The organism is Actinoplanes sp. NPDC049599, assembly GCF_044465625.1.
Lineage (GTDB): Bacteria > Actinomycetota > Actinomycetes > Mycobacteriales > Micromonosporaceae > Actinoplanes.
In genome coordinates, this window is the sequence record NZ_JBITLX010000003.1 from 539,064 (window position 1) to 551,322 (window position 12,259).

The window sequence follows — 12,259 nt, forward strand, 5'->3', positions numbered from 1 at the left end:
GCGTGGGTGGTCAGGAGCTGACGCTGACGCCGACCTCGTTGACGCCACGGGTGGCGTCCACGGTCAGGTCGCCGTTGCCGTGCCGGGAGAGGGCACGCAACGTCCAGGAGCCCGGGGCCGCGAAGAAGCGGAACACGCCCTGCGGGGACGTGACCACCTCGGCCGTGAACTCCCCGGTCGAGTCGAGCAGGCGGACGTACGCGCCGCCCACCGCCTCGCCGTCACCGTTGGTCACGATGCCCGTGATGACGGTTTCCTTCTGGAGGTCGACGCCGGCCGGGATGGGAGCCGACTGGTCGGGCGCGGCGCAACCGTCCGCGATGTTCGACGGAGAAGTCATGATCAGGCCTTCCCGGGCTCGTCGCCGAGCGCGATCGGCACGCCGATGAGCGAGCCGTACTCGGTCCAGGAACCGTCGTAGTTCTTCACGTTCTCGTGGCCGAGCAGTTCCTTGAGCACGAACCAGGTGTGCGAGGAACGCTCGCCGATGCGGCAGTAGGCGATGGTGTCCTTGCTGCCGTCCAGGCCGGCCTCGCCGTAGATCTTGGCGAGCTCGGCGTCGGACTTGAAGGTGCCGTCCTCGTTGGCCGCCTTGCTCCACGGCACGCTGAGCGCGGTCGGGATGTGCCCGGCCCGCTGCGACTGCTCCTGCGGCAGGTGCGCCGGGGCCAGCAGCCGGCCCGCGAACTCGTCGGGGCTGCGCACGTCGACCAGGTTCTGCACGCCGATGGCCTGCACGACCTCGTCGCGGAACGCGCGGATCGACAGGTCGGGGGCGGACGCCTGGTACTGCGTCGCGGGACGGCTCGGCACGTCCTTGGAGTACGGGCGGGCGTCGAGCTCCCACTTCTTGCGACCACCGTCGATCAGCTTCACGTCGCGGTGGCCGTAGAGCTTGAAGTACCAGAACGCGTACGCCGCGAACCAGTTGTTGTTACCGCCGTAGAGGACCACGGTGTCGTCGTTGGAGATGCCCTTGGCCGACAGGAGCTGGGAGAACTGCTCCTGATTGACGAAGTCCCGGCGCACCGGGTCCTGCAGGTCGGCCTTCCAGTCGATCTTCACGGCGCCCGGGATATGGCCGCCGTCATAGGCGCTCGTGTCCTCGTCGACCTCAACGAAGACGACGCCGGGGGCGTCGAGGTTCTTCTCGGCCCAGTCGGCAGAGACAAGTGCGGTGTCGCGACTCATCGCGGTACTCCCTTGGTCAGGTGAGATGGGGGTGAGTCGTCGCGCGGAGATTTCGGTCGCACCCCGCGCGGGACCCATGGAACGGATCACGTTGGGTTGGGTGCGACGGCGCCACTGCCGGGCGGAAGATCAGATCCTGCGCAGCTGGAATGGCCCCGTCAGATGACAGGGCGACACAGGCAGGCGGCCACGCGGCACAGGTCGACCGCGCGCCTCTTTGTGAGCAAGGGGCTCATGCCGCCGACCCTACCAGCGGGTCCACGGCTCGGAACACCGTCGACCACCATCCGGGATTGAGTCAGGCGTCACAGTCCGCCAGAGCTCAGTGACACATCGCTCGCGCCGGTGGTGACGAACAGCCCGTCGGGGCGCGGCTCGACCTTCTGCACCTTCAGGCCCAGCGGCAGGGCCGGCACCTTGAGGTCGAAGGCCAGCTGCTTGACGTAGTTGTCGACCAGCGTGCGGACCAGCGGGATGTTCGGCAGCCCGGCGGCGGTGACGTCGGCGAAGGTGACCTTGACGACGCTGTCCTTGACCTCGAGGTTGGCCGAGCCGCTCACGTTCCAGGTCTGGCCCAGCGCCTGCAGCGGCGCGGTGCCGACCAGCTTGCCGTCGCGCTCGCTGAGCTTGAGGCCCGCCTGGCCGGTCAGCTCGGCGAGGTTGGCGTAGCCGAGGGTGCCGACGCCGGTGACCGTGCCGGCCACGATGTCGCCGTTGCCGCTGCGCACGGTGTCCAGCGGCGCGCTCACGTCCGTCGCCCGGATGTCGAGCGGGTTCATCTTGATGGTCCTGCCGTTGCCGGCCGGCCCGGTGAAGTCGTTCAGCCGGATCTTGATCTCCTGGTACCTGCCGTCCAGCACCTGGGTCAGGAACGGCACGCCCTCGATCGTCACGTCCGGCTGCTCGGCGGTGGCCTGCTGGTCGGTGAGCTGCTGGGCGACCCGGTCACCGATGACCCGTTCCGCATAGGACGCGCCGACCCGGTCGGCCACCACCAGCGCCCCGAGGATGATCAGCAGCAGCACCAGGAAGGTGATCAGCAGACGTCGCCCCCAGCGCTTGCGGGGACGCGCGGTCCCGTACACCTCTGCCACTGCGGCCTCCCGGTTTCACGTCGAGATGGGGCACGGTATATGCCCGGTGCGAGGCCCGCGGACACCATCAGCTGAGAAAGAAAGCCGTCAACACGTACGCACCGGGCAGGGCCATGGCGAACGCGCCCAGCGGACCCTGCATGTGCCGGGCCACCCAGAAGGTCGGCGTGTCACCGGCCATCCGCCGGCCCACCTCCGAATAGTTCACCGCGAGGTCGACCAGCCCGGCCACCCCGGCGGCCACGAAGCCCAGCAGCGCGCCCTTGGCGGGCGTGAACGGCAGCACCAGCACGCTGCCCAGCCCGGCCGCCGCGAAGGTGCCCAGCATGGCGCCGGCGATGATGCCGGTGGCGCCGCGCGGCACCTGCGGCGCGATCCGCGGCCGCGGGAAGAACGCGTCGACCAGGTGCGCGACGAGCACCGCCACCGCCACCGCGGTCAGGCACACCAGCACGGCCTGCGTGCCGACGGGCTTGCGGGTCAGCACGATCAGCTGGGCGAACGAGACCACGCCGACCACGATCAGCAGGGTGCCGCTGAGCGCGTCCCGGACGTGCATGCGGTCATCCGGACGGATGAACTGGCCGGCCACGGCCACCACAAAACCGCCGACGGCGACCAGCAGCAGCGGCAGGATGCCGGCGGGCTCGCTGGTGACCGCCAGGTAGTCGGCGGCCAGCGCGGCGGCCACGCAGACCCCGGCGACCGTGCCGACGGCGGGCGGCCGGATGGCCATGGTGAACGCGAGGATGTAGAGCAGCTGCACCCCGAAGACCACGATCGCGTACGGCAGCCGCGCGTCCGGCCCGGAGGTCTGCGCGCCGAGGATCAGGCCGGTCCCGAGCAGCCCGGCGAAGCCGGCGATCGCCACCGAGAGCTGGCGGCGCACCGGGACGACCGGGATCTCCTCCTCGATCTCCTCTTCCTCGTCGACCGGATCGCCGCCGCGGGCGCCGATCCGCGAGGCGGGCTCGGGGGCGCCGGCGTAGAAGCCGGACGACGACCGGCCCGGCGCCGACCGGGCGATCTCCCGGGAGACGTCGTCGTCCCAGGAGTCGTTGTCGCGCGGGGCGGAGGGAAGCACGCCTGCGATCGTGCCAGACCCGGGGGCAAAAGCGCTCATCGCGGCGGGGTCATCGCGCGTCATCGGCCGGCAACATGGGCGCGCTCCCATCGTGACGGCCGGTGGGCTCGGGTAAAAGGCTGGTTACGATTCCGCCGTTCGGCCACATCCGGGGCGTAGTTCACATCACTTGACGGCGCGACCAGGGTCTTCGGGCAGACGCATCGGTTAAGGTAATCGCAGCCCACCCGTCGGTGACGCCGGGACAAGTCCTACCGGTGGCGCAGCCATGAGCTGCGCAGACCGGGTCACCCGAGCGGCCACCGCGCCGCGAGGATCGAGGTGAGTGTGGAAATCCTTCTGTTGGTGACGGCACGCGCAGGTGAGCCCTCCGCCGTGCTTCCCGCGCTGGACCTGCTGCCCCACTCCGTGCGTACGGCGCCTCGCGACGTACGCACTCTGGTGTCCGGGCCGAGCCCGGACGCTGTGCTCGTCGATGCCCGCTCCGAGCTCTCCGAGGCTCGCGCGACGTGCCGGATGCTGCACGCGACCGGTATCGGCGTCCCGCTGATGGCGGTGGTCACCGAGGCCGGTCTGATCGCGCTCAACGCTGACTGGGGTGTCGACGACGTCATCCTGGCCAGCGCGGGCCCGGCCGAGGTCGAGGCCCGGCTGCGCCTGGCGGTCGGCCGCCTGACGAACGCCACGGCAGGTGCCGGCGGCTCCATCCGCGCCGGCGAGCTGAACATCGATCCCGACACCTACGCCGCCAAGCTCAAGGGCCGGCCGCTCGACCTCACCTACAAGGAGTTCGAGCTGCTGAAGTTCCTCGCCCAGCACCCCGGCCGGGTGTTCACCCGCGACCAGCTGCTGCGCGAGGTCTGGGGCTACGACTACTTCGGTGGCACCCGGACGGTCGACGTGCACGTGCGGCGCCTGCGCGCCAAGCTCGGCTCGGAGTACGAGTCGATGATCGGCACCGTCCGCCAGGTGGGCTACAAGTTCGTCGTGCCCCCGTCGAACCGCCAGCTCCCCGACAACGAGCCGGTCTCGCTGCCGGTATGACCGAGGTCCGCACCCGGGACCAGCTCTCCCCCGCCGAGGCGGCTGACGTCCTGACGTTGGCCGCCGCGGCGGACGAGGCCGACGGCGTCCACCCGCTGTCGGAGGACGGCATCCTCGGCCTCCGCGGCTCCGGCCGCACCCACCTGCTCGCGTATTCCGACGACGTCCTGGCGGGTTACGCCACCCTGGACGCGGGCTCCGGCGAGCTGGTGGTGCACCCGAAACACCGGCTCCGCGGGCACGGCACGGCGCTGCTCGCCGCCGCCGGGCCGGATGCCCTGCGATTCTGGGCGCACGGCGACGAGCCGGCCGCCCGGGCGTTCGCCGAAAAGGCCGGCTTCACCCGCTCGCGGGTGCTCTGGCAGATGCGCCGGTCGCTGGCCGGCCTGCCCGAGGTGCCGCTGCCCGCGGGCGTCACGATCCGCGCCTTCGTGCCCGGCGCCGACGACGCGGCCTGGCTGGGCGTCAACGCGCGGGCCTTCGCCCACCACCCCGAGCAGGGCCGCTGGACGGCCGACGACCTGCGGCTGCGCTTCGGCGAGCCGTGGTTCGAACCGGCCGGCTTCCTGCTCGCGGTCGACCCGGCCGACGACCGGCTGCTGGGCTTCCACTGGACCAAGGTGCACCCCGCCGACGGCGACGAGCCGGCGATCGGCGAGATCTACGTGCTCGGTGTGGACCCGGGCGGCCACCGCCGCGGGCTGGGTGCGGCGCTGAGCGTGGCCGGCCTGCGGCACCTTGCCGGGCTCGGGCTGGCCGACGCGCTGCTCTACGTGGACGAGTCCAACGAGGCGGCGGTGGCGCTCTACCGGCGGCTGGGCTTCGAGGTCCACTCCGCCGACGTGATGTACAGCCGCGGTTAGCCAGCGGCCGGCGTCGGCGAGTTCGGCCGGCTGCCCACTTCGCCGCCGAGCAGCGGGCCCACCGCCATGCCCAGGCAGGCCCAGCAGGCCCGGAAACCCCCGATCTGTCCGACGTGCCGGCCGGGACACCTGGCGCGGCGTGGCGGCAGGTCGGCGGCCGGCACCGGGCGGAAAGAGAACACAAAATAACGGACATACAAGACGCCGCGTCCTCGGTTCACTTAACGGACAACCCCTCCTCAGCCAAAGGCAACTATCAGGCGCATACCTGTTCACCCCGCGTTCACTTATGCCCGGGGAGCCGGTCACCTCGCCCTCTTAGTTTTCCGGGTGTGCCGATGAGAGTTCGGCCGACCGGGACTACGAGCCCGGAGTTGCATTTAATTCGAAGGGAAACCCGTGAAGCTCCAGCGGTTTTACGTTGCCGGCATTGCCTTGACCGCCACGCTCGGGCTCGCCGCGTGCGGCTCGGACAACACCGACTCGCCTGCCGCCGGCGGCGCCTCCGCCGCGTCCGCGAACTGCGCGGCCGGCGACCTGACGGCGCAGGGTTCTTCGGCGCAGAAGAACGCCATGGACGAATGGATCAAGGCGTACCAGGGCCAGTGTTCGGGCGCCAAGATCGGCTACGAGGGCACCGGCTCCGGCGCCGGCATCCAGGCGTTCATCGCCGGGACCGCCGACTTCGCCGGTTCCGACTCCGCCCTCAAGGAGGAGGAGCAGCCGCAGGCGAACGCCAAGTGCCCCGGCGGCCAGGCCCTCAACCTCCCGATGGTGATCGGCCCCATCGCGGTCGTCTACAACCTCGACGGCGTCGAGAACCTCCAGTTCTCGCCGGCCACCCTGGCCGGGATCTTCGCCGGCAAGATCACCAAGTGGGACGATGCGGCGATCAAGGCGGACAACGCCGACGCCAAGCTCCCCTCGACGGCGATCCAGGCCGTGCACCGCTCCGACGAGTCGGGCACCACCGACAACTTCACCAAGTACCTGAGCAAGACCGCCGAGGCGGCGTGGACCTTCGGTAACGCCAAGGCCTGGAAGGCGCCGGGCGGCGTCGGCGCGGCGAAGTCCGACGGCGTGGCCACCGCGGTCAAGGGCACCGCGGGCACCATCTCCTACGTCGAGCTCTCCTTCGCGGAGAACAGCGACCTGAAGATCGCCAAGATCAAGAACGGTGCGGGCGAGTACACCGAGCTCACCGGGGAGAGCGCCGGCAAGACCATCGCGGGCGCCAAGATCAAGGGCACCGGCAGCGACCTGGCGCTCGACATCGACTACACCACCACCGAGGCCGGCGCGTACCCGATCGTCCTGGTGACGTACGAGATCGCCTGCAGCAAGGGCAGCCCGAAGGCCGCGGCCATCAAGGGCTTCCTGAGCTACACCGCCAGCACCGGTGGCCAGGCCGCGCTCGCCGAGCTCGGTTACGCCCCGCTGCCGGAGGCCGTCCGCAGCAAGGTCGAGACCTCGGTCGCGGCCATCTCCTAGTACCAGCCCCCACGAACCCCCTCCTAGACGACAGCGAGCGAGCGAATGGGTGACTTCCCCTCCCGCTCGGCGAGCACCGGAGCCGGTGGATCGAGCGTGACAGCGCGTCACGCCCGGTCCGCCGGCAGCGGCGTCTCGCCGATCCCTCCCGATGACCTCGACGGCATCCGTCCGCCGCTCGGTGGTGGGGGCGGCCTGCCCAAAAAGGCCCGGTTCTCCATGGAGACCGGCTTCCGGGCCCTGAGCACGGCCGCCGGCGCGATGGTGCTGGTCATCATCATCGCCATCGCGGTCTTCCTGATCTCGAAGGCCGTACCGGCCCTGCAGGCGAACACCGAGAACTTCCTGACCTACAAGGCCTGGTTCCCCAACGACGCCGAGCCGAAGTTCGGCATCGCCGCGCTGGCCTTCGGCACCGTGCTGACGTCGATCATCGCGCTGATCGTCGCGGTGCCCATCGCCCTGGGCATCGCGCTGTTCCTCTCGCACTACGCGCCCAAGCGCCTGGCCAACCCGCTGGGCTTCGTCATCGACCTGCTCGCCGCCGTGCCCAGCGTGGTGTTCGGGCTCTGGGGGCGCGACGTGTTCCGGGTGCCGGTCGAGGACTTCTCGGTCTGGCTGAACAAGTACTTCAGCTGGTTGCCGATCTTCGGTGGCGACGGGCCGTTCGGCCGTTCGATCCTGCTCGGCAGCCTGGTGCTGGCGATCATGGTGCTGCCGATCGTGACCTCGCTGTCCCGGGAGGTCTTCCAGCAGACCCCGCTGATGAACGAGGAGGCGGCGCTCGCCCTGGGCGCCACCAAGTGGGAGATGATCCGCACGGCCGTGGTGCCGTACGGCATGCCCGGCGTCATCGCCGCGGTCATGCTCGGCCTGGGCCGCGCGCTCGGCGAGACCATCGCGCTGGCGCTGACCCTCGGCATCGTCTTCAACATCTCGTTCAACCTGATCGAGAGCGGCGGCAACAGCATCGCCGCCAACATCGCCAACACCTTCGGCGAGGCCAACGCCACCGGCCGCGGTGCGCTCATCGCCTCCGGCCTGGTGCTCTTCGCCATCACCCTGGTCGTCAACATGGCAGCGCGGGCGATCATCTACCGCCGCCGCGAGTTCCGGGACAGTGCGGCATGACCGACTGCACCGGACGAAAGGCACGCAGGAAGGGCCAGGAGGGCATGCCAGAGGTGAGCACAGGATGAGCCTGCTTGAGAAGGAAGTCCCCGGAGTCGTCATGACGCCGGACCACATCCGGTCGAAGAAGCTGCCGTGGGTGATCGACGTCGGCATCGCGGTCGTCGCGCTCGTGATGGCCGCCGCGATCGTGCTCGGCCTCGGCATCGGCAACTGGGTGCTAGTGGTCGTCGTCGGGATCGTCTTCTACCTGACCGGGCTCTTCGCCGCGGCGACCCGCGTGGAGGGCCGGCGCTCGGCCCGCAACCGGCTCTGGAAGACGCTGATCTACTCGGCCTGCATCCTGGCGATCCTGCCGCTGGCCTCGGTGGTGTGGACGCTGGTCTCCAAGGGCGCCGCCCGCCTGGACGGCGACTTCTTCGGCAGCTCGATGAACAACATCGGCGCCCGGGACCCGAACGGCGGCGCGTACCACGCGATCATCGGCACGCTGGAGCAGGTCGGCCTCGCCACGCTGATGGCCGTGCCGCTCGGCGTGCTCGGCGCGATCTACCTGGTCGAGTACGGCCGCGGCAAGTTCGCCCTGACCGTGCGCTTCTTCGTCGACGTCATGACCGGCATCCCGTCGATCGTGGCCGGCCTGTTCATCCTGGCGTTCTGGGTGCTGATCGTCAGCCCGTGGTTCAACAACGGCACGCCGCGCTTCTCCGGCTTCGCCGCCTCGCTGGCGCTGACCGTGCTGATGCTGCCGACGATCGTGCGGTCCACCGAGGAGATGCTGCGGCTGGTGCCCGGGCCGCTGCGCGAGGGCGCGTACGCGCTTGGCGTGCCGCAGTGGAAGACGATCGTCAAGGTCGTGCTGCCCACCGCGCTGCCCGGCATCGTCACCGGCGTCATGCTCGCCGTCGCCCGCGCGGCCGGTGAGACGGCACCGGTGCTGCTGGTGGCCGGCGGCGCCGCGGCGATCAACTTCGACCCGTTCGCCGGCAACCAGTCGTCGCTCGCCCTGTACGTCTACCAGCAGGCCGGCGACGCCTCCCGGTATGCACCGGACCGCGCCTGGACGGCGGCATTGACGCTGGTCGCCCTGGTTCTCATCCTGACGATCGCAGCCAAGCTGCTCGCCCGCCGCAACCGGCTGTCCTGAGAGGTGTCCCCCATGGCCAAGCGCATCGAGGCGAGCAACGTCTCGTCCTACTACGGCTCGTTCAAGGCGATCGACAGCATCTCGATGACCGTCGAGCCGAAGACGATCACCGCCCTGATCGGCCCGTCCGGCTGCGGCAAGTCGACGTTCCTGCGGTCCATCAACCGCATGCACGAGGTGCTGCCGAACGCCCGCATCGAGGGCCGGCTCACCATCGACGACCAGAACATCTACGACGCCGACGTGGACGTCACCGCGGTGCGCCGGATGATCGGCATGGTGTTCCAGCGCCCCAACCCGTTCCCGACGATGTCGATCTACGAGAACGTGGTCGCCGGCCTGAAGCTCAACGGCGTCCGCAAGAAGTCGCTGCTGGACGACGCGGCCGAGAAGTCGCTGAAGTCGGCGAACCTCTGGGACGAGGTCAAGGACCGGCTCAGCCGCCCGGGCGCGGGACTCTCCGGCGGCCAGCAGCAGCGCCTCTGCATCGCCCGCACCATCGCGGTCGAGCCGCAGGTCGTGCTCATGGACGAGCCCTGCTCGGCGCTGGACCCGATCTCCACGCTGGCGATCGAGGACCTGATGTTCAAGCTCAAGGACCGCTTCACGATCATCATCGTCACGCACAACATGCAGCAGGCGGCCCGGGTCAGCGACAAGACCGGCTTCTTCTCGATCGACAAGACCGGCGAGCCGGGCCGGCTCATCGAGTACGACGACACCCAGAAGATCTTCAGCAACCCGGCCGAGAAGAAGACCGAGGACTACATCACCGGTCGCTTCGGCTAGGAATCGTCAGCACGGCGCCGCCGTCCTCCGCCAGCTCCACCCGGGGCATGACGGGTGCGGCGGCGTCGCGCTGGGCGCGCCAGACCTCCGAAATGCTCCGGTACGCGGACAGCTCGTCCAGCATCACGCGCGTAGGTGGCAGCATGGCCAGGCCGTTGGCGTCCGCCGGGCTGATCCACATGGTCCGGTCGGCCTCACCGGAAACGTCCCGCGCCGTCTGCGCCGGCGGCAGCACAGCCACGAAGAACCAGGTGTCGAACCGCTTGGGCTCGAACTCGGGCGTGATCCACCGGGCCCAGGGCAGCAGCAGATCGTCGCGCAGCCGCAGACCCCGCTTGGCGAGCAGCTCGGTCATGGTCAGCTCACGGCGCTGCACGGCGAGACGATCGGCCTCCCAGTCCGCCCCGCTGACATCCCCCACCAGGTCGTCATCACCGGTCTCGACGGGACCGGCGAGCAGGACGCCGGCTTCCTCGAAGAGCTCGCGGGCGGCAGCACCCACCACCGCCTTAGCCTCCGCCTCCGGCACACCCAGGCGCTCCGGCCAGTCCTGGTTGATGGTCTGCGGCAGGTCGTCACGATCCACCCCACCACCCGGAAACGCGTGGACCCCGCCGAAGACCATCGTCGTCGCGCGGCGCAGGACGTACACGTCAAAAGCTCCCGCCGCGTCCCCGCCGCGCAGCAGCACGACCGTGGCCGCGGGCCGGGCCGGGGCCGCCGGGCCGGTGAAGTCGCGGGCCCGCTGCAGCATGGCCGCCGGCAGCGGCATCGATTGGCTCACCCGGTCGATCCTGCCACCGACCGCGCCGCGGGCGATACCGTGGCGATCATGACCGAGAAGAATGTTCGCTGGGGGATCCTGGGCACCGGCGGCATCGCCGGCACGTTCGCCACCGACCTGCCGCTCGTGCCCGGCGCCGAACTCGCCGCCGTCGGCTCCCGCACCACCGCGGCCGCGACGGCGTTCGCCGAGCGGCACGGTTTCGCCCGCGCCCACGGCTCCTGGGCCGAGCTGGCCGCCGACCCCGACGTCGACGTCATCTACGTGGCGACGCCGCACGCCTTCCACTACGACGCCGCGCTGGCCTGCCTCGCCGGCGGCAAGGCGGTGCTCTGCGAGAAGCCGATGACGCTGGACCTGGCCTCGTCGACCCGCCTGGTGCGGGAAGCCACGGAACGCGGCGTGTTCCTGATGGAAGCCATGTGGATGCGCTGCAACCCGGCCATCCGCCGGATCGTGGAGCTGATCGCGGACGGCGCGATCGGCGAGGTCACCAACGTGCAGGCGGACTTCGGCCTGCAGGGCCCGTTCGAGGCGACCCACCGGCTCCGCGACCCGGCCCTGGGCGGCGGCGCCCTGCTCGACCTGGGCGTCTACCCGCTCAACCTGGCACACCTGATCCTGGGCCCGCCCGCGGCGGTGCACGGCTGGGCGCGCCTCACCCCGGAAGGCGTGGACGACAACACCGGCATGCTGCTGGGCTACACCTCGGGAGCGGTGGCGGCCCTGACCTGCAGTCTGGTGGGCGAAACCCGCAACGCGGCCTCGATCACCGGCACCCGCGGCCGCATCGACCTGCCGCCGGGCTTCTTCGTCCCCCGCTCGTTCACCCTGTCCCGCGTCGGCGCGGAACCCGAGGAAATCACCCACCCCTTCGAGGGCAGCGGCTACCAGTACGAGGCGGCAGAGGTGCAACGCTGCCTGGCCGAGGGCCTGCTGGAAAGCCCCCTGATGCCCCACGCGACAACCCTGGAACTGATGCGCCAAATGGACGAACTCCGCAGCCAGATCGGCGTCACCTACCCCCAGACGAGTACGTCCTGACTACCTGAGTCGTAGCCATGACGAAGGGCGTCGATGATCGGACGCCCGCCGAAGCTCTCCGACGGCACCCCCTCCATGTCAAGCGGGGTTGTTCCAGGCTGGGCTGTGGCGGGTCCGGGAAGTGACTTTTCCGAAGTGTCGACCTCGGGGTTGTGGTCGACCGCGCTGGATTGCAGAGTCGCCCCCGCTGTCCTCCCGGGCCCGTCACCGGCTCCCGGTGGTGTCGACGAGCTCGGTCAGTTCGCGTTGGCGATCTTGATCTTCTTGTCGATGACGACAAAGTTCGTGATCAGCTCTGAGGCCAGCCAGCGGCGGGCCAACGACCTGCCGCAGACCGGTGGTGCACCCGGCGACCACGGCGACGCTACGGGCGTCGACCGGGCCGGTCTTGCCCAACGTCCTGTTCCAGGTCGTTGATGATCTCGATGGTCGCGGAACGTTTGTGGGGATCCACGCCAACGATGACCTGAGCCATTCTGACTCCTGTTCCACGCTGCGACAGCTGATGTCGGCGAGGAGGGCATCGCTGCTTTGAGCTGGGCGTACCCCTCTGGAGCCCAGGCCAGATGAGAGCTGTGCCTGGCCGGGCAGCGGACA

The 12,259-nt window shown here is 69.9% G+C and carries 13 protein-coding genes; 7 read left to right on the forward strand and 6 right to left on the reverse strand.

Annotated features, from left to right (window positions below; all coding sequences use genetic code 11):
• Positions 1-10: 10 nt before the first annotated feature.
• The 5 genes from ACIBQZ_RS08800 to ACIBQZ_RS08820 form a co-directional block, all read right to left on the reverse strand.
• Positions 11-340, reverse strand: coding sequence for a DUF1416 domain-containing protein (locus ACIBQZ_RS08800; RefSeq protein WP_396087884.1), 330 nt, complete (start codon positions 338-340; stop codon positions 11-13).
• Positions 341-342: 2 nt separating this feature from the next.
• Positions 343-1,191 (reverse strand): sulfurtransferase, encoded by an 849-nt coding sequence (locus ACIBQZ_RS08805; protein WP_396087885.1) that lies wholly within the window; start codon positions 1,189-1,191, stop codon positions 343-345.
• Positions 1,192-1,349: 158 nt separating this feature from the next.
• On the reverse strand, positions 1,350-1,478 hold the full coding sequence (locus ACIBQZ_RS08810) for an Ms5788A family Cys-rich leader peptide (protein ID WP_396087886.1): 129 nt from the start codon (positions 1,476-1,478) through the stop codon (positions 1,350-1,352).
• An 18-nt stretch (positions 1,479-1,496) separates the two neighbouring features.
• Positions 1,497-2,285 carry a DUF2993 domain-containing protein gene (locus ACIBQZ_RS08815; RefSeq protein ID WP_396087887.1) on the reverse strand — a complete coding sequence of 263 codons (789 nt, stop codon included), beginning with the start codon at positions 2,283-2,285 and terminating at the stop codon, positions 1,497-1,499.
• Between the two features lie 67 nt (positions 2,286-2,352).
• Complete coding sequence (locus ACIBQZ_RS08820; RefSeq protein ID WP_396087888.1) at positions 2,353-3,369, reverse strand: hypothetical protein; 1,017 nt, start codon at positions 3,367-3,369, stop codon at positions 2,353-2,355.
• A 327-nt stretch (positions 3,370-3,696) separates the two neighbouring features.
• On the opposite strand from ACIBQZ_RS08820, the gene ACIBQZ_RS08825 reads away from it, so the two are divergent.
• The 6 genes from ACIBQZ_RS08825 (at position 3,697) to pstB (ending at position 9,834) form a co-directional block, all read left to right on the forward strand.
• Positions 3,697-4,413 (forward strand): winged-helix domain-containing protein, encoded by a 717-nt coding sequence (locus ACIBQZ_RS08825; protein WP_396087889.1) that lies wholly within the window; start codon positions 3,697-3,699, stop codon positions 4,411-4,413.
• Positions 4,410-5,276, forward strand: coding sequence for a mycothiol synthase (gene mshD, locus ACIBQZ_RS08830; RefSeq protein ID WP_396087890.1), 867 nt, complete (start codon positions 4,410-4,412; stop codon positions 5,274-5,276). The genes ACIBQZ_RS08825 and mshD overlap by 4 nt, the downstream gene beginning before the upstream one ends.
• Positions 5,277-5,675: 399 nt before the next feature.
• The gene (pstS, locus tag ACIBQZ_RS08835) at positions 5,676-6,767 is read left to right on the forward strand and encodes a phosphate ABC transporter substrate-binding protein PstS (protein WP_396087891.1); all 1,092 of its coding nucleotides are present in this window, start codon (positions 5,676-5,678) and stop codon (positions 6,765-6,767) included.
• A gap of 45 nt (positions 6,768-6,812) precedes the next feature.
• Complete coding sequence (pstC, locus tag ACIBQZ_RS08840; protein WP_396087892.1) at positions 6,813-7,898, forward strand: phosphate ABC transporter permease subunit PstC; 1,086 nt, start codon at positions 6,813-6,815, stop codon at positions 7,896-7,898.
• Positions 7,899-7,998: 100 nt separating this feature from the next.
• Positions 7,999-9,045: a phosphate ABC transporter permease PstA gene (pstA, locus tag ACIBQZ_RS08845; protein ID WP_396087941.1), complete on the forward strand. Its 1,047-nt coding sequence runs from the start codon at positions 7,999-8,001 to the stop codon at positions 9,043-9,045.
• A gap of 12 nt (positions 9,046-9,057) precedes the next feature.
• On the forward strand, positions 9,058-9,834 hold the full coding sequence (gene pstB / locus ACIBQZ_RS08850) for a phosphate ABC transporter ATP-binding protein PstB (protein ID WP_396087893.1): 777 nt from the start codon (positions 9,058-9,060) through the stop codon (positions 9,832-9,834).
• Here pstB and ACIBQZ_RS08855 read toward each other — a convergent pair.
• Entirely contained in the window at positions 9,815-10,606 is a 792-nt protein-coding gene (locus ACIBQZ_RS08855; RefSeq protein ID WP_396087942.1) for an NUDIX hydrolase, read from the reverse strand. The genes pstB and ACIBQZ_RS08855 overlap by 20 nt on opposite strands.
• A 60-nt stretch (positions 10,607-10,666) precedes the next feature.
• Between ACIBQZ_RS08855 and ACIBQZ_RS08860 the strand changes: the two genes are divergently transcribed.
• A complete protein-coding gene (locus ACIBQZ_RS08860; RefSeq protein WP_396087894.1) occupies positions 10,667-11,662 on the forward strand; it encodes a Gfo/Idh/MocA family protein in 996 nt (331 codons plus the stop codon).
• Positions 11,663-12,259: the final 597 nt, after the last annotated feature.

Coding starts and splice junctions, on each gene's coding strand:
- pstC (WP_396087892.1), top strand. CDS start 6,813: ATGGGTGACTTCCCCTCCCGCTCGGCGAGCACCGGAGCCGGTGGATCG.
- ACIBQZ_RS08810 (WP_396087886.1), bottom strand. CDS start 1,478: ATGGTGGTCGACGGTGTTCCGAGCCGTGGACCCGCTGGTAGGGTCGGC.
- ACIBQZ_RS08860 (WP_396087894.1), top strand. CDS start 10,667: ATGACCGAGAAGAATGTTCGCTGGGGGATCCTGGGCACCGGCGGCATC.
- mshD (WP_396087890.1), top strand. CDS start 4,410: ATGACCGAGGTCCGCACCCGGGACCAGCTCTCCCCCGCCGAGGCGGCT.
- pstA (WP_396087941.1), top strand. CDS start 7,999: ATGACGCCGGACCACATCCGGTCGAAGAAGCTGCCGTGGGTGATCGAC.
- ACIBQZ_RS08855 (WP_396087942.1), bottom strand. CDS start 10,606: ATGCCGCTGCCGGCGGCCATGCTGCAGCGGGCCCGCGACTTCACCGGC.
- ACIBQZ_RS08800 (WP_396087884.1), bottom strand. CDS start 340: ATGACTTCTCCGTCGAACATCGCGGACGGTTGCGCCGCGCCCGACCAG.
- ACIBQZ_RS08805 (WP_396087885.1), bottom strand. CDS start 1,191: ATGAGTCGCGACACCGCACTTGTCTCTGCCGACTGGGCCGAGAAGAAC.
- pstB (WP_396087893.1), top strand. CDS start 9,058: ATGGCCAAGCGCATCGAGGCGAGCAACGTCTCGTCCTACTACGGCTCG.